18 protein-coding genes are annotated in these 22570 nt (G+C 43.6%); 12 read left to right on the forward strand and 6 right to left on the reverse strand.

Annotated features, from left to right (window positions below; all coding sequences use genetic code 11):
- The first annotated feature begins 22 nt into the window (after positions 1–22).
- Positions 23–847 (forward strand): DUF2797 domain-containing protein, encoded by an 825-nt coding sequence (locus tag L4D05_RS05680; protein ID WP_428751011.1) that lies wholly within the window; start codon positions 23–25, stop codon positions 845–847.
- A 113-nt stretch (positions 848–960) separates the two neighbouring features.
- On the opposite strand, the gene L4D05_RS05685 is transcribed toward L4D05_RS05680, so the two are convergent.
- On the reverse strand, positions 961–2187 hold the full coding sequence (locus L4D05_RS05685) for a cysteine desulfurase-like protein (RefSeq protein WP_428793293.1): 1227 nt from the start codon (positions 2185–2187) through the stop codon (positions 961–963).
- Entirely contained in the window at positions 2171–2827 is a 657-nt protein-coding gene (locus L4D05_RS05690) for a 2OG-Fe dioxygenase family protein (RefSeq protein ID WP_428793294.1), read from the reverse strand. The genes L4D05_RS05685 and L4D05_RS05690 overlap by 17 nt, the downstream gene beginning before the upstream one ends.
- Positions 2828–3352: 525 nt before the next feature.
- Between L4D05_RS05690 and trxB the strand changes: the two genes are divergently transcribed.
- From trxB to cydC, 3 genes are all read left to right on the forward strand, one after another.
- Positions 3353–4309: a thioredoxin-disulfide reductase gene (gene trxB, locus L4D05_RS05695; RefSeq protein ID WP_428793295.1), complete on the forward strand. Its 957-nt coding sequence runs from the start codon at positions 3353–3355 to the stop codon at positions 4307–4309.
- A 103-nt stretch (positions 4310–4412) separates the two neighbouring features.
- Positions 4413–6200 (forward strand): heme ABC transporter permease/ATP-binding protein CydD, encoded by a 1788-nt coding sequence (gene cydD, locus L4D05_RS05700; protein ID WP_428793296.1) that lies wholly within the window; start codon positions 4413–4415, stop codon positions 6198–6200.
- The gene (gene cydC, locus L4D05_RS05705) at positions 6193–7914 is read left to right on the forward strand and encodes a heme ABC transporter ATP-binding protein/permease CydC (protein ID WP_428793297.1); all 1722 of its coding nucleotides are present in this window, start codon (positions 6193–6195) and stop codon (positions 7912–7914) included. Before cydD ends, cydC begins: the two co-directional genes overlap by 8 nt.
- A 54-nt stretch (positions 7915–7968) precedes the next feature.
- Here the strand turns inward: cydC and L4D05_RS05710 are convergent, their stop codons facing one another.
- The 3 genes from L4D05_RS05710 to L4D05_RS05720 all read right to left on the reverse strand — a co-directional run bounded on the left by L4D05_RS05710 (position 7969) and on the right by L4D05_RS05720 (position 12123).
- On the reverse strand, positions 7969–9273 hold the full coding sequence (locus L4D05_RS05710; protein WP_428793298.1) for a hemolysin family protein: 1305 nt from the start codon (positions 9271–9273) through the stop codon (positions 7969–7971).
- Between the two features lie 335 nt (positions 9274–9608).
- The gene (gene serC / locus L4D05_RS05715) at positions 9609–10706 is read right to left on the reverse strand and encodes a 3-phosphoserine/phosphohydroxythreonine transaminase (protein WP_428793299.1); all 1098 of its coding nucleotides are present in this window, start codon (positions 10704–10706) and stop codon (positions 9609–9611) included.
- A 136-nt stretch (positions 10707–10842) separates the two neighbouring features.
- The gene (locus L4D05_RS05720; RefSeq protein ID WP_428793300.1) at positions 10843–12123 is read right to left on the reverse strand and encodes a DUF945 family protein; all 1281 of its coding nucleotides are present in this window, start codon (positions 12121–12123) and stop codon (positions 10843–10845) included.
- A gap of 146 nt (positions 12124–12269) precedes the next feature.
- Here L4D05_RS05720 and L4D05_RS05725 point away from each other — a divergent pair, with 146 nt between their 5' ends.
- The 3 genes from L4D05_RS05725 to L4D05_RS05735 all read left to right on the forward strand — a co-directional run bounded on the left by L4D05_RS05725 (position 12270) and on the right by L4D05_RS05735 (position 15802).
- Entirely contained in the window at positions 12270–14219 is a 1950-nt protein-coding gene (locus tag L4D05_RS05725; protein ID WP_428793301.1) for an ATP-binding protein, read from the forward strand.
- A gap of 105 nt (positions 14220–14324) precedes the next feature.
- Positions 14325–14822, forward strand: coding sequence for a response regulator (locus L4D05_RS05730; protein WP_428793302.1), 498 nt, complete (start codon positions 14325–14327; stop codon positions 14820–14822).
- A 434-nt stretch (positions 14823–15256) separates the two neighbouring features.
- Positions 15257–15802, forward strand: coding sequence for a hypothetical protein (locus L4D05_RS05735; protein WP_265673178.1), 546 nt, complete (start codon positions 15257–15259; stop codon positions 15800–15802).
- 147 nt (positions 15803–15949) lie between these two features.
- On the opposite strand, the gene L4D05_RS05740 is transcribed toward L4D05_RS05735, so the two are convergent.
- Complete coding sequence (locus tag L4D05_RS05740) at positions 15950–16549, reverse strand: TfoX/Sxy family DNA transformation protein (RefSeq protein WP_428751022.1); 600 nt, start codon at positions 16547–16549, stop codon at positions 15950–15952.
- A 371-nt stretch (positions 16550–16920) separates the two neighbouring features.
- Here L4D05_RS05740 and L4D05_RS05745 point away from each other — a divergent pair, with 371 nt between their 5' ends.
- The 5 genes from L4D05_RS05745 to L4D05_RS05765 all read left to right on the forward strand — a co-directional run bounded on the left by L4D05_RS05745 (position 16921) and on the right by L4D05_RS05765 (position 22537).
- Positions 16921–17844, forward strand: coding sequence for an HDOD domain-containing protein (locus L4D05_RS05745; protein ID WP_428751023.1), 924 nt, complete (start codon positions 16921–16923; stop codon positions 17842–17844).
- Between the two features lie 111 nt (positions 17845–17955).
- A complete protein-coding gene (locus L4D05_RS05750) occupies positions 17956–18861 on the forward strand; it encodes a LysO family transporter (RefSeq protein ID WP_428751024.1) in 906 nt (301 codons plus the stop codon).
- Between the two features lie 89 nt (positions 18862–18950).
- The gene (locus L4D05_RS05755) at positions 18951–19463 is read left to right on the forward strand and encodes a hypothetical protein (RefSeq protein ID WP_428751025.1); all 513 of its coding nucleotides are present in this window, start codon (positions 18951–18953) and stop codon (positions 19461–19463) included.
- Positions 19464–19641: 178 nt separating this feature from the next.
- Positions 19642–21309, forward strand: coding sequence for a pyridoxal-dependent aspartate 1-decarboxylase PanP (gene panP, locus L4D05_RS05760; RefSeq protein WP_428751026.1), 1668 nt, complete (start codon positions 19642–19644; stop codon positions 21307–21309).
- A gap of 373 nt (positions 21310–21682) precedes the next feature.
- Positions 21683–22537, forward strand: coding sequence for a MurR/RpiR family transcriptional regulator (locus tag L4D05_RS05765; protein ID WP_428751027.1), 855 nt, complete (start codon positions 21683–21685; stop codon positions 22535–22537).
- The last annotated feature ends 33 nt before the right edge of the window (positions 22538–22570 follow it).

A 22570-nucleotide genomic window follows, 5' to 3' on the forward strand; every position in this document is an offset into this window, starting at 1 on the left:
AACAACAAAAATGAGTAATGTCATGTCGCTTTTAGCATCTGGTACGCTATCCAAAATGCGTGCTACTCTCGACTCAACGGTTCAATATCGCCTACCTGTCGGCGAGCAAGAAATCGAACTCGCGTCTTTCATCGGTCGCACATTAACTCTTACCCATACTGGCAATATTTTTTGTAGTGCCTGCGGTAAGAAGACTAAAAAAAGCTACTCTCAAGGTCACTGCTTTGTCTGTATGCGTAAGCTCGCCAGTTGCGACATGTGCATAATGAAACCTGAAACGTGCCACTATGATGCCGGTACCTGCCGAGAGCCTGAGTGGGGGGAAGCCAACTGCATGGTGGACCATTTTGTCTACTTATCGAATACCTCTAGTCTAAAAGTGGGTATCACTCGCCACACTCAAATCCCCACTCGCTGGATTGATCAAGGTGCCACACAAGGTCTACCTATATTAAAAGTGTCAACTCGCTACATTTCTGGCTTAATTGAGATTGAACTGGCGAAACACATTGCCGACAAAACCAATTGGCGCACACTATTAAAAGAGGATGGGTCGCCAATTGCGTTGCAAGAAAAAGCGCTAGAGCTACTTCCTCTTGTAGCGGATAAGATTGCGGAAATCCGAGCACAATATGGCGAGCAATCTATCGAAATACTTGCCGAAAACATTACGTCTCTTAGCTATCCGGTAGAAGAACACCCGACTAAAATCAAGTCCCATAATTTCGATAAAGAACCTGTTGTTTCAGGCATACTAAAAGGAATTAAAGGTCAATATCTGATCTTCGACACGGGCGTGATTAACATTAGAAAATTTACGTCTTACGAAGTAGAAGTCTCCGAATAGCCTGTAAGGTAAGGGGGTAAAACAACAATTGTTAACAGCGCGCCACCTGTAACAATCCCCTATTTTTGCACCCAATCATTGCCCTCTTTCACGAGGGCAATGACGGACAAACATTAATGCATCGATTCAAGGGCGTCGAAAAACGTATCGACTTCCGCCAAGGTGTTATAGTGCATAAAGCCCACACGTAATACGCCCCCTGACTCCTCAATACCAAGCTGCTTGACCAAGCCTAACGCATAGAAATGCCCGTTCCAAACACAGATATTCTCTTCACCGAGTACTTTTGCCATCCATTCCGGTGAATGTACACTTGAACGTAAAGCAAAGGTTGGGGTTCTAAGCTGATGGTCTGCTTCCGGCGTCCCATAGAGTGTCATGTAGTCTAATCTAGACAGCCTTTCTAAAAAGTAACGACTAATTTGTTCTTCATGCTGGGCAACGACGCTAGCTGATGATATCAATTTTTCACGAATACCCTTTCCGTCGCCCCATTGGGATAAATACTCAATCGCCGCGACTAAACCTGCCAATGATTCAAAGCTTTGAGTCCCTGTTTCAAATCTACCCGGACCAATATTGGTTGCTGGTTCAACCTTGTATGGTTTTAGCGATTGCAAATGTTGCGGTGCAATGTAGGCAATACCTAAATGGGGTCCAAAAAACTTATAGGCAGAGCACACTAAATAATCGCACCCCAAACTTTGAACGTCGATCAATGCATGTGGTGCAAAGTGAACTGCGTCTACATATACTTGGGCTCCCACTTTCTTTGCAGCCGCTACAATACGACAAATGTCTGTAATGGACCCTGTCGTATTAGACGCATACGTCACAGCAACCAGCTTCGTCTTATTGGTCAGTAATGATTCAAAGTGTTCATAATCAAGAGTGCAGTGGCGCTCATCTACCTGAACATGCTTAACAATGGCGCCTTTATCGTCCGCTGCTTGCTGCCAAGACGACACATTCGAATAATGATCCAATGCAGTGACAAGGACTTCATCATCAGGTTGCCAGTCACGAGAAATCGCACGACTTAACTGGAACGTTAGCGACGTCATATTAGCACCAAATACTACCTGCTCAGCGCTTTCTGCATTGAGAAATTCAGCGGAGGTGCTGCGAGCCTTTGCCATTAACGTGACGGTATGTTGACTCGAAAAGTAATGCCCACCAAGGTTTGAGTTATAACGCCCTAAATAATGAGTCATTGCCTCAAGTACTGTTTGCGGTACTTGCGAGCCACCCGGTCCATCGAGAAACACAACAGGCCGTTCATTATGCCATTGCGCCAGCGCCGGAAATTGCTCTCTTGCTGAATTAGGAGTGAAGTGCATTATTCGCATCCTTGGCTGTGAGTACAAAGACATCCATGTGCCCTTCTGTTTTGGAGTCTACGCAGCGAATAGGTTGCGCGTTATGCCACAAGCGATGATCATCTAAAATGGCCACCTCACCATCTTCAAGCACTTTTCTAAAGAACGGCGCTTCATGATTGTCGTTGTACAGCATCACTTCCCCACCAACGATGTTCTTGCGCTCAATGCCCACAATTGCAACATGGTCAAACCCATCTTGATGCACCCCTTCAGGCGCGACTTGAGTCTCTTCATAAACTGCAGCGATGCGCATTTGATGAATTTCTATCTCTTGTCCATTAGGCAGTTGATTTGACGTCATAAATAACGATACCAATTCTCGCATGCCCTCACTGTGCAATGTTTTGGAGAGGATAGGCTCAAAGCGACGAATCACATCCCCTTGAAAGTGATTAAAGTGTTCTGTCTGCATAAAGTCATGTTTGTCTTCTTCAACGACTTTTCCATCACAAAATTGAATAACAGAGTAACGACGCAGACGATATTGCCCGTCAGCATGCTCGGTATGGGGCAATTTAGAAAAGGAAGGAGAAAGCTGTTGAGTAGCCTCTTCACTAAGCTGAGTTAAATGTAGGGTATTTTCATTGGAATGTAACATAATAATCGCCTTAACAATTTGCATTTTAACCACAAATGCAACAACTTATTTACAAATAAGTAAAACGCATTAACTCTGAAAATTCAACCATTCATAGCATTTGCATCCATCAACATGGCAATTTCAAAACATTAATCCACCATTTACCCGAAAGTTAGCTTTTTATCATTACAACAACCGCGCTCAACAAACAAAAACTAGCATAGCTGACTACAGCAAGAGATTTAACCGCCATTTATCAATCAGTTAAGCTAGAAAAATAAGATAAAGCACTGCCTAATGACAACCCAACGCCATTACAGCTTGGGCTAGTCAAATATGCTATAAGATTAGATACTCAAAGCGGGTTACCACAGAAAGCACAGTCTATTGGACTATTTATCCACCTATCGTCAGCGGATTTCGTAAATATCTGACATTGTTGCTCGCTAAGTGTTGATTCTTATCCGCAAAGCCCAATATATTAGAAGAGATAAAGCGAGTAGCTCAACATCGCTGCCTAAAGATAAATAAGTGAGAATAAACATGGCTGATTCAAAACATTGTAAATTGCTGATTCTTGGCTCAGGTCCTGCAGGATATACCGCTGCTGTCTATGCGGCTCGTGCCAACTTAGATCCTGTGCTCGTCACAGGAATGCAGCAAGGTGGACAGCTCACCACTACCACTGATGTTGAGAACTGGCCAGGCGATGCCGAAGATCTTAGCGGCCCACTACTAATGGATCGGATGAAAGAACACGCAGAGAAATTCGACACCGAAATCATCTTCGATCACATCAATAACGTCGATTTCAGTGCGCGCCCATTTAAGCTCTTTGGAGACAGTCAAGAGTACACAGCGGATGCGGTTATAATCTCAACGGGTGCTTCAGCCAAGTACCTAGGACTTGAGTCCGAAGAAGCATTTAAAGGACGTGGTGTTTCAGCATGTGCGACCTGTGATGGTTTCTTCTACCGCAATCAAAAAGTCGCCGTCGTTGGTGGCGGTAATACTGCTGTGGAAGAAGCATTGTACCTTGCGAACATCGCCTCCGAAGTGCACCTAGTTCACCGCCGTGAAACATTCCGCGCGGAAAAAATTTTAATCAAACGCTTAATGGATAAGGTCGAAAGCGGCAATATTATTTTGCACACCAACCGCACGCTTGACGAAGTAGTAGGCGATGAAATGGGCGTAACGGGTATCAATGTTAAAGATACTCAAACCGACACTATTGAGCACATTGAAGTCATGGGGGCGTTTATTGCCATCGGCCATCAACCAAATACATCGTTATTTGAAGGCCAATTGGAGATGAATAATGGTTACATCATCGTAAAATCAGGCTTAGAGGGCAACGCCACGCAGACCTCTATTCCAGGTATCTATGCAGCAGGAGATGTTATGGACCATAATTATCGCCAAGCCATTACCTCTGCAGGCACGGGTTGTATGGCTGCTCTGGATGCAGAACGCTTCCTCGACGCTATCAACGCCTAAAACAATTACAAAACCTTAGAACCCAGTGGTGTATACACTGGGTTCTTTTTTGTATACTCCCCGCTTCTTCTAAGAATAATACTCATTAAGTTAAGCTGTCTAAATGGATAAAAAGAAACAACGGAGCTTGAATAACTGGCTCAAAACGCAAAGTCGTTTAGCAAAGCGCTGGCTACTGATCGCAGTAGGCCTTGGCGTGTTATCCAGCTTGTTCTTGCTCGCGCAAGCTGCTTTGATAGCGACCATACTCCACCAGCTCATTATTGAACATACTGACAAATATGAACTTATCCCCTATTTTATCGGACTAATTGTCTCGGTCGCAGGGCGTGCTGGGTGTGCGTGGGGAAGAGAAATTGCAGGATTTAAATGTGGCGAAAAAATCCGCTGCTACATTCGAGAGCTTATTCTCAATAAACTCCACGAACTGGGGCCAAGCTATATTAAAGGTAAACCAGCCGGCACTTGGGCAACACTGGTATTGGAACAAGTCGAAGATATGCATGATTTCTTCGCTAAATACTTACCACAGATGTCGCTAGCGGTCTTAGTACCCTTTGTTATCTTGATTGTCGTGTTCCCTATTAACTGGGCTGCGGGCCTTATCTTCCTGATTACCGCTCCTCTTGTGCCTCTTTTCATGGCATTAGTTGGTATGAAGGCAGCAGACGCGAACAGAAAAAACTTCAAAGCACTGCAACGCTTGTCTGGTCACTTTTATGATCGCTTGCAATCCATGACAACAATCCGTCTATTTAACCGAACAGCAGCAGAAAAAGATGTACTTGAAGGTGCGTCAGAAGTCTTCAGAAAGAGAACAATGGATGTACTTCGCTTAGCGTTTCTCTCTTCTGCGGTCCTAGAATTTTTTACTTCCATCTCTATTGCAATGACCGCTGTATACTTCGGATTTAGCTTTATTGGTGAAGTCAATTTTGGTCACTACGGCGTTGGCGTTACCTTATTTGCGGGTTTGTTCATTTTGATCCTTGCCCCTGAGTTTTACCAACCTTTAAGAGACCTTGGTACGTTTTATCATGCTAAAGCTCAAGCGGTTGGCGCGGCAGAAAGTATTGTTGAGTTTCTAGATACTAAAGTGGACAATTTGCCACAGGGTCAAAACACACTTAACACTCACTCTCATATTGAGCTCTCCGCTGAGAATCTTGAGATATTTAGTCCAGAAGGTAAGCGACTCGTTGGACCTATCAGCTTTCATATTCAAGATGGCCAAAGCATTGCGCTCGTCGGTCCGAGTGGCGCGGGTAAAACAAGCTTAGTGAACACGATTTTAGGCTTTATGCCTTACTCGGGGTCCCTGAAAATTAATGGACAAGAACTGCGTGATCTTGCTTGCGATGATTGGCGTGAGAACGTCAGTTGGGTTGGGCAAAACCCACTACTTTTACACGGCACCATCCGTGAAAATATTACACTGGGCAAAGAAAATGTCAGCGATAGCACCGTGCTAAGCGCCCTATCCTCCTCATTTTCAGATGAATTTGTGGATCAGCATGGCCTTGATTACCACGTTACCGATCGCTCTAGTAGCTTATCGGTCGGGCAAGCTCAACGCTTAGCACTGGCGCGCGCGATGATTCAAGATGGGCAATTTTGGCTTCTTGATGAACCCACCGCCAGCTTAGATGCCAAAAGTGAACGCTTAGTGACAGAAGGCATCAGACAAACCACGCAAGGGAAAACCACGTTAACGGTGACTCACCAGCTATCACAGCTTAAAAGCGTCGATAGTATATGGGTCATGAATCACGGTAAGTTGGAACAATCTGGTCACTTTGAGGCATTAGCACAAACTGATGGGTTATTTAAATCCATGCTGTCGGCACACAATACGATGGTCGATAACAATAAGGGGAATTTAGATGCGTGAGTTACTCCCTTATCTTAAATTATATAAGAAACATTGGTTTGGTCTGTCTCTGGGGATGGTGCTCGCCTTTGCAACACTTTTTGCCTCAATCGGATTATTGACGCTGTCAGGTTGGTTTATCTCAGCCTCAGCCGTCGCCGGACTGACTATCGCGAGAGAAACGTTCAACTATATGCTTCCCGGAGCGGGCGTTCGGGGTGCCGCAATGGGAAGAACAGCGGGTCGATGGGGAGAGCGAGTCGTTAGCCATAACGCGACGTTTAAGCTTCTGACCGATCTGCGAGTGTTCTTCTTTAGCAAGCTTGCGCCGCTGATCCCAAGTAAAGCGATTAATATCCGTGATGCAGACATGCTTAACCGTTTAGTCGCAGATGTTGACGCAATGGACCATGTCTACTTACGTTTAATCAGCCCTATTGTTGTCGGCTTCTTGGGCATCATTGGTCTGACTGCCGTACTTTGCTGGTTTGACACAACCCTAGCCCTTACTCTAGGGGGAATTTTACTGGCGCTGTTGATTATCTGGCCAGTGTTATTTTATTACCTTGGGAAAAACAATGGTCATGAACTGACATTAAACAAGGCTGATCTTAGAGTTCGAACGTTGGACTGGCTGCAAGGTTACAGTGAATTAACGTTATTTGGTGCAGAATCTCGCTACCGTGAAGCTATTCTCGATGCTCAGCAGCGCTTACTCAGCAATCAATTTATCCATGCCAAGGTTTCAGGTCTTGCGCAGGGTCTGTTGATTCTAGCTAACGGCTGGTTACTCATCCTTATTTTGTGGTTATCCGCTGATGGTGTCGCTGGCAATCAACCAGATCCACTGATTGCGCTAATGGTGTTCGCCACCATGGCCAGTTTTGAGCTACTGATGCCCATCGCCAGCGCATTCCAGTTCCTTGGACAGACACTGACATCGGCCAAGCGGTTAAACGAGATTATCCTTGCTGAGCCAGAAGTGCAGTTTCCTATGGAGCCAGTCACGCACAACGACCACTTCTCTATCGACTTTGACAAGGTACAATTTAGCTACCCTGATGCCCATCAAAATGCACTAGAAAATGTCTCTGTTTCTGTTGCGGGCGGCGAGAAATTGGCGATTGTTGGACAAACAGGTTCAGGTAAATCTACGCTATTGCAACTCATCTCTCGCTATTGGGACGTTCAATCTGGCAGTGTCAAACTGGCTGGTCACAATATTCAAAACTGGAGTGAGGTGCAGTTAAGGCAATCAATGAGTATTGTCAGTCAACGTGTTGATATTCTAAACGGCTCGCTACGCGATAACTTAGCTATGGCAAAACCTGATGCTCAAGATTCCGAGTTAGAGGCGGTATTAAGTCAAGTTAGTCTAAACACGTTGCTGACTGAATCGGGTTTAGATACTTGGCTTGGTGATGGCGGTCGTCAACTTTCGGGAGGTGAGAAAAGACGAATTGGTATCGCTCGAGCACTGCTGCACGATGCACCAATTCTATTACTTGATGAACCAACCGAAGGCTTAGACAAGCAAACAGAACAGCAAATGATGGCGCTATTTGACCAGCATTTCGTAGGTAAAACCGTTGTGTTCATTACCCACCGTTTAGTTAACCTCGATACGTTCGATACCATTTGCTTACTTGAAGATGGCAAAGTCCTAGAGCTTGGGCATCATGATGCATTGCTGGCTAAACAAGGGCGTTATTTCGAGCTGCATCAAACACTATAATGACTCATACAATCCGCTCCTAAAGGAGCGGATTGTTGCTTTTCGTAATAGTTGTCATACTTCAACATCATTGTTATCCGGCACCTCCTTTGCTTTACGCACTCTTACTTGAATAATTCGATTATTCTTCACGACGACGACTTCAAATTCCCAGTGTTGATAGTGAATTCGTTGCCCAACACTTGGTACACGACCCATCAACCAGATTAAGAACCCGTTCAATGTTTGAAATCTTTCTTCCGCCTCCCCTTCTAACTCCGCGAAATCTAACTTATGTTTGAATTCGTTGAGAGGCATCAATGCGTCCATCTGCCAGCTCTCATCTTTTAATTGTTTCGCCCACACTTGTTGTGGCGCCATTCCTAACTGACCAGCAATGGATTTAAGGACATCATAATGGGTCACTAGCCCTTGCACATCGCCGTACTCATCCACCAAAAATGTCATTTCTGAGCTGGTCTTTTGCATGTATGTCAGTAGTGACAGTCCCTTCATTGACTCTGGCACAAACCTAGGCTTGCGTAACAACCTCGCAAGCTTGGCGATAGAAAGGTCATTGTATTCATCAAGCAGTACTTTCGATGATATTGTCCCTATCATATTGTCTAAGCCACCTCGACATACTGGCCATACTGAGTGCTGTGTCTGGCGAAGGTTCTTTAAAATTTCATCGATTGACTGTTCAATATCTAAATAGTGGATATCACTTCGAGGGGTCATTAATGATGTCGCAACCCTGTCATTAAGATAAAGTAAATTATCAATCATGACTTGCTCTTGATGTTCAATCACCCCTTTTTCAGTGCCTTCCCGCACCAAAGCGACAATATCCTCTTCGGTTACATTTTCGTTCTGATTATCCTGCTGTCGCATCATACGAAGTAAGGCGTCTGTTGAGATTGACAATAAAGCGACAAAAGGCTTGGTGAGTTGAGCGAGCCAATGTATTGGATAGGCCACGAAAACGGCGATTCGCTCAGCATTATTTTGTGCAAATCGCTTAGGAACAAGCTCTCCAACTACAATGGCAAAATAGGTAATCGCTATCACCACAATAGCGGTGGCAAATACCGACGCAATATCATGCTCCACACCATGCTCTATGAGCCAAAGCTTGAACGGTGCAGATAGTATCGCCTCTCCAAAAACGCCGCTCAAAATACCAATAGCGGTAATGCCAATCTGGATAGTAGACAAAAATAACGTTGGGGTTTCCTTGAGTTGCAGCGCGAGTTGAGCCGATGCCTGTCGTTGAGCCATTTTTTTCAATCGACCACTTTTGGCAGTAACAAGTGCAATCTCCGACATAGCAAAGAGACCGTTAAGTGCAATGAGACTAACCAGAAAAATGATGTCCATACGCTATCTCCGAGATAAACACACTACGATCATAGCCGACTTCTCCCTATGTAAAACGTGAAGGCGAGCATAGAAAGAAACGTAGTTGTTCACAAAGTTTTTATGGAGACCATAATTTATAGCGATAATAATTTATAACGAGAGCGCCGTCGCGTAAGAGCCATAACGCAAGAATAAAAGGCTGCTACCAAGCCACTCCTTAGAGTACGTTGACACCGTTGTGATTATGCAAAAAAAAAGCCGCACTCGCGTGCAGCTCTATTTATTAAAACGATGATAGCGATGCGTTATCTATAGCAGTCAAAGCTTTCGCTAATGCCACCGTCACATGACTATTATTGCGCGTATTGCGCTTCAAACTCTTTCATTAACGCGACAAGCGCCTGCACACCTTCTATTGGCATTGCATTGTAAATTGACGCTCTCATTCCACCTACCGCACGATGCCCTTTCAACGCCCGTAAACCTCGTTCCTCTGCTAATGCCAAAAACTTGTCATCCAGCTCTGGGTTCGCAAGTTGGAATGGCACATTCATCAATGAACGATTGGCAGTGTGCACATCGTTTCTATAGAAATCTGAAGCATCAATAAAGTCATATAGGATCGCGGCTTTTTCTTTGTTACGAACTTCAATCTCAGCAACACCACCCTGCGCTTTCAGCCACTTAAATACAAGCCCAGACAAGTACCAAGCGAACGTTGGAGGCGTATTGTACATCGAGTCTTTCTCTGCCAGTACTTTATAGTTCAAAAACGATGGCAGCACGTGGCTAGCAAGATCTAATAAGTCATCACGAACAATGACTATACAAATACCAGCTGGACCAATATTTTTTTGTGCACCCGCATAAATCACACCGTACTGAGATACGTCAATTTCACGCGATAGAATCGTTGATGACATGTCGGCAACAATTGGTAGATCAGTTTGAGGAAGCTCATTGATCTCAATACCATCAATCGTTTCATTAGGGCAAAAATGAACATAAGCGGAGTCTGCATCGATTTGCCACTCACTTGCTGGTTTTACCGCAACCTTACCGTCAATCGTCGTTTTGGCTTTGTAGACGCTTGTTGAGCAATATTTTTGAGCTTCTTCAACGGCACTCTCTGCCCAGTAACCAGCATCAATGTAGGTTGCGCTTGTCTTTTTCCCTAACAGATTCAAAGGAACGGCAGAAAACTGTGCTCGTGCTCCACCGTGACAAAATAGGACTTTATAGTTATCAGGAATCGCCATCAAATCACGAAGATCCTGCTCAGCTTCATCGGCAACCTGAATAAAAGGTTTACCACGATGACTAACCTCCATGACCGATGTACCTAGATTGTTCCAATCAATAAACTCTGCTTGAGCTTTTTCCATTACTGCTTTTGGCAGTGCCGCAGGACCGGCACTGAAATTGAAGACATTATCTTGAATCGGTTCCATGAACTTACTACTCCTAACTACTCTTTAATCGGTTTAAGATTCAGTAATATCATGTTTTTACATAGATAAGAAGCAAGAAAAGAGGTCCTAGGACCTCTTTTCTTGCTTCAACACAGTGAGTTTTCATTCAATGCGATTATTGAGCACCTGGCTGTCCCATCATCAACGGTAGAAACAGGGCTAGCAGCGGGATTTTTTGTCCATTTTCAAACATCAACTGACCGTTTTCAATGTCAGCTTTCAACTGATAGCCGGATTCTTGTTGCTCAATCATCTCCATGACCACGAGTTCATCTACGCCTTGAGACAACATAGGGTGAGATGCAATCATTGCATTTGACATGTATGCATCCATATTGCCAGTCAGAGCCGGCATAATTAGACTTGGATCCTTAGATACATTCGTCGTCCCCTCGGGGATTTCAACCAGCCACTTAGACTTAAACTCACCATCTTGAAGTGCAAAATGCATATCATTCATCGCAATTTTAAAGCCTCTTGCAAACAGCGTCTCTATGAGCGGTGCTAGCGTATTAATGTCAGCATGTTGCAAAGAAGGATTAGACTGATAAATCCCGACCAAGCCCTCAAATGCGGCACGATCTAAAGACTCCAGTGAGAAATCCACTTTTAAGTTACTAAGCTCCCCACCTTCTGGGTACGTCAACGCTTTTAAGTCAAACAGATGCTGAGTATCAATTCTATCTAGTTCTGAATCCAACATGGACTTAAAGGTATAAGACGCCTTATCAATATCAAAAATGCTAGTGTGTTGCTGATCTAAGATGCGGAAATTTTTCATCGATGCTTGCTGTTCGCCCAACCAAAAACCTTGCTCTTTTTTTCCATCACCACTAATGCTTAAGTCAGAAACCAGTAGTTGCTCACCATTTTCAAAATCTAATTGAATAGAAGGAACCATCGCGTCCATCGTCACTTGGCCAAGCACGGTCACTGTCCCACTCGCCGACGCGGGAGAAATAGAGAAGTTTACGTTCTGACTTTCGTTACCTTGATAACTCCAACTACCAAGAGTGAAGTCATAATCTGTGTTTCCGTTCAGTTGGGTGACGGTTTTAAGCAACAGTGGGAAGTCTGGATAATTTACCATTACCGATTCAGCGCTAAGGCTAAACAAACCATGCTGGATATCACTCGCAACCACAAAATCTGTCGGTAACCCATCTACTTCCAACTGTTCTTTCAAAACAGGATCATTCACTTGATAGCGAGTTTCCACCTGGGAAGATAAGTAACCACGATCATAACGAACCACTTCAGCGCTCACAGTATCGCTATCTAGATGTTCAATCCCATCTTCGATAACTTTCTGGCCAATATGGCCGACCGCAAAAGGCCAACATAAAACAAGTGCGACAGCGCCACCGATAGCCGCCATTTTCTTTAATTGATGCATAGAGGTATAGACATTTTATTGATGTGTATTTCATTCAGTCTAACCTAACTTGAAAGGATCTCCAATCTCATACCTACTTCTCATAACCCTATGCTTTTTATTGTTATATTAAAATGTAACTCTCAATAGAGAAGGTTTGGAAACGAATGCGACAACAGAATCGATATGCAGTGTTATGTCTAGACAATGACTTGGTGAATCTCGACCTACTCGACACTGAGTTATCCTCATATCAATCGCATTTTGATGTTCATCTTGTTACCTCTATTGAGGATGCTCATGAACTCTTAGCACTAATAGGATCGGCTGGACAACAGCTTGCGCTGGTACTAGCCCGTCACTCAAACGTCTTTGATGGCGGAGCGTTTCTTATTCAACTCGAGCAATCTCGCCACACCCAAACCGCTCGAAAAATTCTGATGACAAAAACAAACTATGGCGACATTCAGGCCATTCTTAACGCCGTGAATGAAGGCCAGCTTGACCACTGTCTAACGCTACCGCTTGCGGAACATGTCCTACAAAAAACCGTTAAAAAAGAGCTGTCTACTTACATTGTCTCCCAAGAGAAAAAAGACTTGTTGCACTACAGCCAAATACTCGACCAACAAAAATTAATGAGAGCGCATATCGAACGCAAGATGCACTCTTATCGTGCAAGTTTTATTCATGATTTCCATGAACTCTCCGATGACGACCTTGCTGCGCAAGTCATTGAAGCTTTACTTAAATTCTTTACCGAAAGTGATGAAACGAAAGCAGTGCGACAATACTCAGCCGAACACTTGCTTACCAAGGAAGGACAAGCCAACCGATTTTTGTGGTTCATAGTGGATGGTCACGTTGCTCTGTATAAAAAAGACCAACTCGGGCAGCAGTGCGAAGTTGTCAGGCACAGTAAAGGGGGTATTGTCGGAGGAATGTCATTTGTCACTGGCGAATGTTCATTTTCCACGGCGATGACACTGACCCAAACCAAGGTAATAAAATTAGACCGACAAGTCTTCACGCAAGTCATGCATTCTAATACCGACCTATTACCTTTGTTTACTAACCTGCTATTGCGACACTTTAATCGCCGACTTCAACGTAGTATCAACACTAAACTCCAGCTACAAAAGACGTTAGAATCACTAGAATCTGCACACCAACAACTCATCGACCAAGAAAAAATGGCCATGCTCGGACAGTTAGTCGCCGGTGTCGCCCATGAACTCAATAACCCCGTTTCTGCCATTTTACGGGGTGCCGAAACGGTGACTGACAAAATAGGCCAAATCCTTCAGCAAGATAATAACCAAGGCGATCTTTCTTTTGGGGTTGATGTATTCGAAAAATCGAGGTTAGCAACACCGCTCTCTACATCTGAGTTGCGCGCTAGAACGAAGAGTTTACAAACTACCATCACAGACAGGCGCATAGCAAAGCGTCTTGTGCAGCTCGATTTGCACCACAACCCAGATTTAATCAATCTTGCCCGCGTTTCACCAGAACAACTGTCTCATCGCCTCCACCAGCTCGAACAGTACCAACAAACGGGTGCCACATTGCGGTCTATCCAGGTGTGCGCACAGCGTATCGCAGACATGGTAAAGAGCCTCAAGGGCTATGCGAGACCAGACAACGAATCTTATGAGTTTGTTGACTTACATGAAGGCATCGAGGACACATTGGTCATTTTTGAAAATAGACTGAAACGCCACAATGTCATCAAGGAATACGGAGATATTCCTAAGATTCGCTGTATGCCTATTGCCTTGCAACAAGTATGGACCAACCTAATTTCGAATGCGCTAGATGCGCTTCCTGACAACGGACAATTGCAAATTCATACTAGCTGCGAACAACGCCAAGGCATCAATTACGCGGTTTACCAATTTATCGACAACGGCGATGGCATCCCGATTGACCAGCAAGGCGCTATTTTTGAGCTAAATTACACCACCAAAAAAGAAGGCAATTTTGGCCTAGGGATCGGCTTATCCGTTTGTCAGCAAATTTTAGCCCAACACCAGGGGTGGATTGAAGTTGATTCTAAGCTAGGAGCCTATACCAATATGTCTGTCTACCTTCCGTTAGACACACTAAGTACGTAACGGCACACATTAAAGAGAAGCGGCAATTGGCATAACCAAGTCGCACTTACAAATCCAAGTAGCACTTACAAAACCTAAGAAGCGACGCGCGAAAAGGAGAAAAAGATGAAAGAGTATTTGATCTTATGTGTTGACGATGAGCGAGAAGTTCTCGACAGCGTGTTACAAGACCTATCCGATTTTGAAGATGACTTTATTCTTGAAGGTGCTGAATCCGTAGCTGAGGCAAAAGAAATAATTCAAGAACAACAACGTGAAAATGTCCCACTCGCCCTCATCTTATGTGACCATATTATGCCCGGAGAGACTGGCGTCAGTTTCCTTATCCAACTCAATGAAAACGATGATACTCATGCAAGTCGCAAGATTCTTCTTACTGGACAAGCGGGCCATGAAGATACCATCGAAGCCGTCAATCATTCCTGCCTGGACTTTTACATCAACAAGCCCTGGCGCGGCGACGAACTAAGAGATGTCATAAAACAGCAGTTAACCACCTTTATGATAAAGCACGAACCCGAACTCATTCCTTGGGCAAGAATATTGGACACTGAGCGCATTTTTGACGCATTGTCTAAAAATCGCATTAATTATGGTGACTAATTACATAGCTAATCAGCTTAACGTGGCTGATAAAGCTAACGTAGCTGATAAATTTAACGTAGCCGATAAACCTAACCCATCTACGTTAATGGACGTATTGCGACTTACTTTGGATATATGCCTAGTAAAAAGAAAAGTAGATAACGGCATCCTTAGTAATCGACACGAGTCAAAGCACTTGCTTGTCACCATAAGTCACTCATTAGAGAAGGTAACAAATCATTAGTTTTACCGTATAGATGCGACAATACTGATGGAATTTTGTATACCTATGTCATTTTTTGGGAATTTCCCCGCGTTGATGACACATTTTGTTGGTGATTAAGGGACACTTTCGATTATTATGTCCACATATCATTGCCGCCCAAAATGTAATACGCGGCGCGCACTTATGTGCAAGGAACTAAAATCAAACAAAAAGGTTTACAAAGATTATGCGCAAGACTCTTTTAGCAGCATTAATGGTCGTAACATCGCAGCATGCATTTGCAGAGCAAGAGCAAAATCAAGCAACGATGAGTAACTTTAGCTACGATTACGCCGAAGCTCGTATCGGTGCTAGCCCAATGACATTTGGAGCGGGAATCAGTAAATCTATTCACCCAAATGCGCACATCGTGGGTAGTATCGATTCAAAATTCGAAGGCGATTATGACATCACTGGTGGTGTCGGCTTCCATGCTCCTGTGAATAACTGGGCGGACTTTACCGGTGAAATGCTTGCGCACATCCACGACAGTGGTGATCACCATAAGACAGACACAGGTATGGAAGTTAATCTAGGTGTACGCCAATGGTTAGGTCCACAACTTGAGATCGGTGGTAAAGCGGGTTACCTAAATGTTGGCGATAAAGACCGCTGGATGGGTTCTATTTACGGACGCTTCCACTCAACAGAATTGTTCTCTCTTGGTTTGGAAGGCCGCATCAATCACATCTACGGTGATCAATTGATGTTTACAGCACGCTTCGCATTCTAAGCGCCAAACAGGCGAACCCGGTTGGCTAAGCTTCTTTTGTCTAAGTTTTCCTTATCTAACCAGGGCTAGAAAGCAAAAAGGTCATACATATCGTATGACCTTTTTAATGACACTCTCCCCAGAAATAGACGAAAGCGTGAACAGCGATTACGCATCAAGTTGAGAGCAATTATCTAATAACTGCTGTTTCATTGGATCTTGGATTAGTTTCCAATGCACACCATCAACCGCGCCAGCAAACTTCCATAACAGCTTCACGTCAACATCACTACCGTAAGTACGTTTAACGCGATTGAAAACATTGGGAGCACCTAGCTCTAAGAACGTTTTTACGTCTTCAATACCCGATTTTTTCACCATACGCTCTAACGTCAATTGCATATTGGGTAGGTCACGAAGGCGTCGGTTTTCTATCGCCCTTTTTGTACACCGTTGACTTACCGAATTTTCAATAGATTTTTTAACTAAATCATGCAAGCGTGGCGCTTTCGACTCGAATATTTCCGTAATATCATAGTAGTTTACTGTTGCAGTAGACTGTTTTTTCACATGTTTAAATTTGTCGCAACCTAAACCGTTTAAGACATCATCAAGATCTAAACCGCCGCGAATAAAAACCCGTTCATTACTGACCAGTGCATACATGGCGCCTTCCTTGAACAAGCCTGTACCACCAAACATTGAACGTTTTTGAGATTCACCAAATTTAATTGTGTAGTCGTAGAAATTTTGCTCAATCATTTCCATTGATCCTTTAATCCATTACCCCGATTAACGTGATCACCAGAAAAGCAGCATTTTTAAGCGAAAAAAGTGGAGCTAGAGTAGACCTGCATTACCACTGCGGCGTCTCTCTTTTTATATAATGTGCATTAATCATAGTTCACATTGCAAAATAAGTCTGGGTAAACATCACATTTACATAACTACAACCCCCAGCAAATGCGAGTCACTTCACTATTTTATATCATACCCATCTAGTGGCATAACTATCAATATATGAACGCTGTTTTAAACGTCAAACAATTGACTTAGCACGACATTTTGGCACTAAGGATATTGTCAATTAAGAGTAAGGACAGGTAAACTGGGTGCTTATACTTAGCTGTCGAAGTCCTATGAATCACTTATCGTTTTACTGGCTCCCTGATAATCAACAATTATTGATAGAGAGTTTAGAGACCGAGTTTGCCGAGCTCGTGGAACAATCCATCAATACCGGCAAAATTTCCCTACCACCTATCTCTGAAGTTGTTTTAAAGATACAAAAGCTTTGTACACTTGAAGCTACTGGAATCACTGAGATTGCTGAGTGTCTTCTTGACGACCCGGGTCTCGCTGCCATTGTTTTACGCGTATCCAACTCTGTTGTCTTCAACCGCAGAAACATTACCTGTAATGATTTGCATACTGCAGTTTCTCGACTTGGCATATTAAGAGTACGCGACATCGTGACTGCCCAATCGATCGAGTTGCTTAAACACTCTGTTAACTTATCCGACAACTGCAAAAGTGTTCTTGTCCAAAGTGCCGCCGTTTCACGTGAGTTAGCTGCGACGATGGTCCTCGTAACCCGAGCGTTTCAAGAACAATCAAAAGACGAGTACAGTTACCTAGAACAAGAAAAAGCACTATTGGTTGGCCTACTCGCTGATATAGGACTCTTTTGCTTAGTCAACGAATACCACCTCTACTTAGAGAAAGGTAATTACCTTGATCCAGAACTTGCGATGCAAATCTTCCATTCACGCTGCCCTCTTATTAGTGAAAAAGTCCTAACAACTTGGGCATTTGATCAAGACTTTATTGAAGTGGCATCTAACCAAGAAAAAGTCGCTGAAAGACCGGAAGTCTCGTATCTCGATATTGCACGAATCGCTAACCACATTCTTTTATATCGAAAGCAAAATGACGAAGCGTTAGAGGAACACGAAGTTGAGATCAATCTTGCCGGCGCAGAAGTGATGTTTCAGCTAACAACAATGAGCGAAGCTGACTTTCTATCACACACTGCCGATATCATGCGTAGCTCAGGCTTGTAGTGAAAGAAATGGTTATTATCTAGTATGTAAACACTATGCTACATGCTTGTTTTTAAAGCTCAAACGCTACACAATACGATTCAAATCATATTTTGAAGGATTATTGAGCTTATGTTCTCCGGCATGTTGTTTATCTTTGCTCCATTGGTAATCGGCTATCTTTTTTCGATCTCTCGTATCGAAGTGCTCGAAAAAATCAATCAGGCAACGTCTTGGCTCATCTATGTCATTTTGTTTTTGATGGGACTGAGCCTAGCTGCGCTTGAGGATTTTGGCAGTAATCTAAAGATCATCGTTACAATGACAGTAACATTCTTTGTCATTATTAGTGCATGTAACTTACTGTGCCTCCCCTTAGTTGATCGCTTCCTACCGCTTGAGTCAGAAAACAAGAGTTCAAACTTACCTCTGTCTCGCATGGCTCTTGAATCTCTAAAGCTGATTGTTGTCGTTGGAAGTGGCCTTGCGGCAGGTCTCGTGCTCCCACTTGGTTTAGCTTGGGTCGAGGCGGCAAGTGAATGGATCTTATTTGTCCTTCTCTTTTTTATTGGCATTCAACTCAGAAACAGTGGCTTATCGCTTAAGCAAATTCTGGTGAATAAACAGGGCATGGCCATCGCTTCTCTTATTATTATAAGCTCACTCATTGGTGGCTTATTAGCAGCATGGCTACTCGAAATCCCTGCTTATCAAGGGCTAGCTATGGCATCAGGGTTTGGCTGGTATTCTCTTGCTGGTATTTTAATGGGCGATGCATTTGGTCCCGTCTTTGGCGGTGCTTCCTTCATGATAGAGTTACTAAGAGAATTGGTGGCGCTCGTCTTTATACCCCTTTTCATTCAGAAAAAACCAAGTACTGCCATAGGCTACGCTGGTGCTACGGCAATGGACTTTACTCTACCCGTAATTCAAAGTACTGGAGGCGTGAAGTGCGTGCCTGTTGCTATTGTCAGCGGGTTTATTCTCAGCTTATTAGTGCCGATTTTAATGCTGTTCTTTGTTTCTCTTGGAAGTTAGATCGCAGGTTTTTCGGCGTAAAGTCGTTATACTCCTCGCGTTCTAATAATTATAATTAATCAAATTCAGCCCATTTAAAGGACCTAACAATGAAAAAATGGCTTGCCGCTATGATGCTAGCAACAACTTCATTCTCTTCGCTTGCTGCAGATACTCAATGCCTTTCCGGTAAATATGATGCCTATATCGATGCATCCATTAACTGGTATCAAGACCTTATCACTCTTACAACTGAGCAATACCCTGAATTACAAGATGTCAGCCAATGGTTTTTAGAAGGTCGTAAAAACCACTTTGAACTCAATCGAGCGGCGGTACATTACTACCTTGAAAATGACCAAAATAAAGTATCAACAGAGCGTCCAATTGAAAGTTGGCTGCAGCTAGAGCAAAAAGATATCAAAACACTATCTCAACGCAATGACGAGCTTGGAAAGATCGCCGCGACAAGCTTCGCCGACCGTCAAGCAACACCACATCAGCAAAATTATGAATTGCGCAGTGCCTTCGCAGACTTGCTTAGCCACCCAAAGAAAATTGACTCCGCACTTAATAAGTACAACGATGCGATTACTAAAGTCGAAGCAACCCGTTGTAAATAGCGCTCCACCTCAAAAGCTGGTTTTTTCGCCAGCTTTTGCTTCTGAATCAGCCAAAACCTAACCATTTTATCTGTAGCACGGTGAAACTTTAGTTCTCATTTCAATTATTGGAAGACATTCTCGTTTAATTGGTTTAGATTGTGCCGCTTGCACCAATGGAATATTAGTAGATTACGATATGGTATCTGAGCAAAAAATTGCTAACGTCAGCTTTGAGAGCCTTCTTCGCATATTCACTATCCCTGAAGGACCAGATTCAACGCTGACACAAATCGAAGAAAGCTTATCGCGAAACCTTAATGAGTTTTTGCGAGAGCATATTGTGGCCGAAGAAAAACCGCTTTATGAAATTGAAAAAGATTTCTCTAGTGCTGTTATTCCCGAACAGCCTGAATTCGTTTCAGAGCATACGCAGCACTTATTAGACACGCTGGTTTCTCATTCAGTACATACATCGTCGCCAAGCTTCATTGGCCATATGACATCAGCCCTGCCCTATTTTTTGATGCCGCTATCGAAAATAATGATCGCGTTGAATCAAAACCTTGTAAAAATAGAGACTTCAAAAGCGTTTACGCCATTGGAGCGTCAAGTGCTTGGCATGCTTCATAAGCTTATCTATTCACAAGATCAACCTTTCTATCAGCGCTGGATGCACAGTGCTAACCATTCCTTGGGCGCTTTCTGCTCTGGTGGGACTATCGCCAACATTACCGCGCTTTGGGTCGCACGAAACAACGCCTTAAGAGCCGACGGCGAATTTAAAGGTGTTGAACAAGAAGGTTTGTTCAAAGCCATGAAACACTTCGGCTATGAAGGGCTTGCCATTTTGGTGTCGGAGCGTGGTCACTATTCGCTGAAAAAAGCCGCTGACATTCTTGGAATTGGTCAAGAAGGCCTAGTTGCCGTAAAGACTGACAGTAACAACCGAATTTGCCCTAAAGACTTGCAGCTAAAGTTTAAACAGTTAAATCAGCAACGCATCAAGCCGTTTGCTGTTATTGGTGTCGCAGGTACAACAGAAACAGGCCACGTAGACCCATTACGTGATATCGCTCAAATCTGTGCACTGGAACAGTGTCATTTTCACGTTGATGCCGCATGGGGTGGTGCAACCTTGATGTCTGACAAGTATCGCCATTTGCTTGATGGTATTGAACTTGCCGACTCAGTCACGATAGACGCACATAAACAACTCTACATTCCAATGGGCGCTGGCATGGTGCTTTTCAAAAAGCCCGATGCCATGAAAAGTATTGAACATCATGCTCAGTATATACTTCGCAAAGGATCAAAAGATCTCGGAAGTCACACATTAGAAGGTTCTCGTTCCGGTATGGCCATGCTCGTGTATGCAGCGATGCATATTATTAGCCGTCCTGGATATGAATTGCTGATTAATCAGAGTATAGAAAAAGCGAAATTCTTTGCTGAATTGATCGATAAACAACACGACTTTGAATTAGTGTCCAAACCTGAGCTGTGCTTATTGACGTATCGTTATGTTCCAGAGTCTGCCAAGCAAGCATTAAACAATGCGACGCCTGAACAAGTCACTCGCATTCATTCGCTTTTGAATGAGCTGACTAAGCTTATCCAGAAGAAACAACGCGAAACCGGACGCTCTTTTGTGTCTCGCACACAATTGAACCCAACTCGATGGAATGAACTTAATACCATTGTTTTCCGTGTAGTGTTAGCGAATCCACTGACCTCAACGGACGTTCTAAGAGCCGTGTTACAAGAACAGCGTGAGATAGCACAAAACAGTGGCGCGAGCTTGATCACACAGATCGAACGTCTCGCGAAGCAGATTAACTCTGCGCAGCATCATTCAACAAACTGATGCATCGCAGCGTAACACCGCAAATTTAGAAGAAACCAAGTGCAATGCTCACGTTATGAAATTTTATTTCTATTTTGTGGCGCTAATACGGCTGAAACGGGCTAGAAAAGCACCATTTTCGCTTATTTTTTATCCATTTGTTTTTTTCTTCCAGAATTTTGTTTGATGCCTGTCATATTCTAAAGATTTCATGTGACCTTTTGTTACAGCTGACTGGCTTGTTCGTTTATACTGAACTTATGGAGTTAGCGCGCGTCGAAAGTCGCTAAAAAACTCGATATTGGTTGAGAACCCACTAATCTACCCCAAGATCGATGGTTCCTTATCAAACTATTATGCGCTAACAAGATGTTCTCTTTACCCTGTGAACACTATGAATACATTAGAGAAAATCCAAAAGAACTTAGAAAATTTCAGCAAATCTGAAAGAAAGGTAGCTGAAGTTATAATGGCATCTCCCCAGACTGCCATTCACTCTAGCATTGCCACTTTAGCTAAAATGGCTGATGTCAGTGAACCGACGGTAAACCGTTTTTGTCGACGACTCGATACAAAAGGTTTCCCTGACTTTAAACTGCATTTAGCTCAAAGCCTTGCGAACGGCACGCCATACGTCAATAGAAATGTTGAGGAAGATGATGGTCCTGACGCCTACACCCATAAGATCTTTGAATCAACGATGGCGTGCTTGGATGTGGCAAAAAATAGCTTAGACTCAATGCAGATCAACCGTGCGGTTGACCTACTAACACAAGCGAAAAGAATCTCATTTTTCGGGCTCGGTGCGTCGTCTTCTGTTGCTCGAGATGCACAAAATAAATTTATTCGCTTCAACATCCCAATTTCGTGCTATGAAGACGTAGTGATGCAAAGAATGAGCTGTATCAACTGTTCAGATAACGACGTTATTGTCCTTATTTCACATACAGGTCGAACAAAGAGTCAGGTAGAAATTGCGCATCTTGCTCGTGAAAATGGTGCGACGGTGATTGCGATTACGGCTAAAGACTCTCCCCTTGATAAAGCCAGCTCGCTTTCTATTACGGTTGACGTACCTGAAGACACGGATGTTTACATGCCAATGGCTAGCCGTGTAGTGCAAATGACTATTATCGATGTCCTTGCTACTGGCTTTACCCTACGACGTGGTAGTCGCTTCAGAGACAACCTGAAACGTGTCAAAGAAGTCCTAAAGGACTCTCGCTACGATAAGCTGCCTAATTTTTAAGGCTGCTGACAACAAAACATAAAAAAGAGAGGC

Origin of the sequence: Vibrio nomapromontoriensis (genome assembly GCF_050337205.1) — a bacterium.
Classification (GTDB): domain Bacteria; phylum Pseudomonadota; class Gammaproteobacteria; order Enterobacterales; family Vibrionaceae; genus Vibrio; species Vibrio nomapromontoriensis.

Bases quoted from the DNA above. Each gene is read 5' to 3' on its own strand.
- L4D05_RS05680 (WP_428751011.1), top strand. From the start codon at position 23: ATGTCGCTTTTAGCATCTGGTACGCTATCCAAAATGCGTGCTACTCTC.
- L4D05_RS05685 (WP_428793293.1), bottom strand. From the start codon at position 2,187: ATGCACTTCACTCCTAATTCAGCAAGAGAGCAATTTCCGGCGCTGGCG.
- L4D05_RS05690 (WP_428793294.1), bottom strand. From the start codon at position 2,827: ATGTTACATTCCAATGAAAATACCCTACATTTAACTCAGCTTAGTGAA.
- trxB (WP_428793295.1), top strand. From the start codon at position 3,353: ATGGCTGATTCAAAACATTGTAAATTGCTGATTCTTGGCTCAGGTCCT.
- cydD (WP_428793296.1), top strand. From the start codon at position 4,413: ATGGATAAAAAGAAACAACGGAGCTTGAATAACTGGCTCAAAACGCAA.
- cydC (WP_428793297.1), top strand. From the start codon at position 6,193: ATGCGTGAGTTACTCCCTTATCTTAAATTATATAAGAAACATTGGTTT.
- L4D05_RS05710 (WP_428793298.1), bottom strand. From the start codon at position 9,273: ATGGACATCATTTTTCTGGTTAGTCTCATTGCACTTAACGGTCTCTTT.
- serC (WP_428793299.1), bottom strand. From the start codon at position 10,706: ATGGAACCGATTCAAGATAATGTCTTCAATTTCAGTGCCGGTCCTGCG.
- L4D05_RS05720 (WP_428793300.1), bottom strand. From the start codon at position 12,123: ATGCATCAATTAAAGAAAATGGCGGCTATCGGTGGCGCTGTCGCACTT.
- L4D05_RS05725 (WP_428793301.1), top strand. From the start codon at position 12,270: ATGCGACAACAGAATCGATATGCAGTGTTATGTCTAGACAATGACTTG.
- L4D05_RS05730 (WP_428793302.1), top strand. From the start codon at position 14,325: ATGAAAGAGTATTTGATCTTATGTGTTGACGATGAGCGAGAAGTTCTC.
- L4D05_RS05735 (WP_265673178.1), top strand. From the start codon at position 15,257: ATGCGCAAGACTCTTTTAGCAGCATTAATGGTCGTAACATCGCAGCAT.
- L4D05_RS05740 (WP_428751022.1), bottom strand. From the start codon at position 16,549: ATGGAAATGATTGAGCAAAATTTCTACGACTACACAATTAAATTTGGT.
- L4D05_RS05745 (WP_428751023.1), top strand. From the start codon at position 16,921: ATGAATCACTTATCGTTTTACTGGCTCCCTGATAATCAACAATTATTG.
- L4D05_RS05750 (WP_428751024.1), top strand. From the start codon at position 17,956: ATGTTCTCCGGCATGTTGTTTATCTTTGCTCCATTGGTAATCGGCTAT.
- L4D05_RS05755 (WP_428751025.1), top strand. From the start codon at position 18,951: ATGAAAAAATGGCTTGCCGCTATGATGCTAGCAACAACTTCATTCTCT.
- panP (WP_428751026.1), top strand. From the start codon at position 19,642: ATGGTATCTGAGCAAAAAATTGCTAACGTCAGCTTTGAGAGCCTTCTT.
- L4D05_RS05765 (WP_428751027.1), top strand. From the start codon at position 21,683: ATGAATACATTAGAGAAAATCCAAAAGAACTTAGAAAATTTCAGCAAA.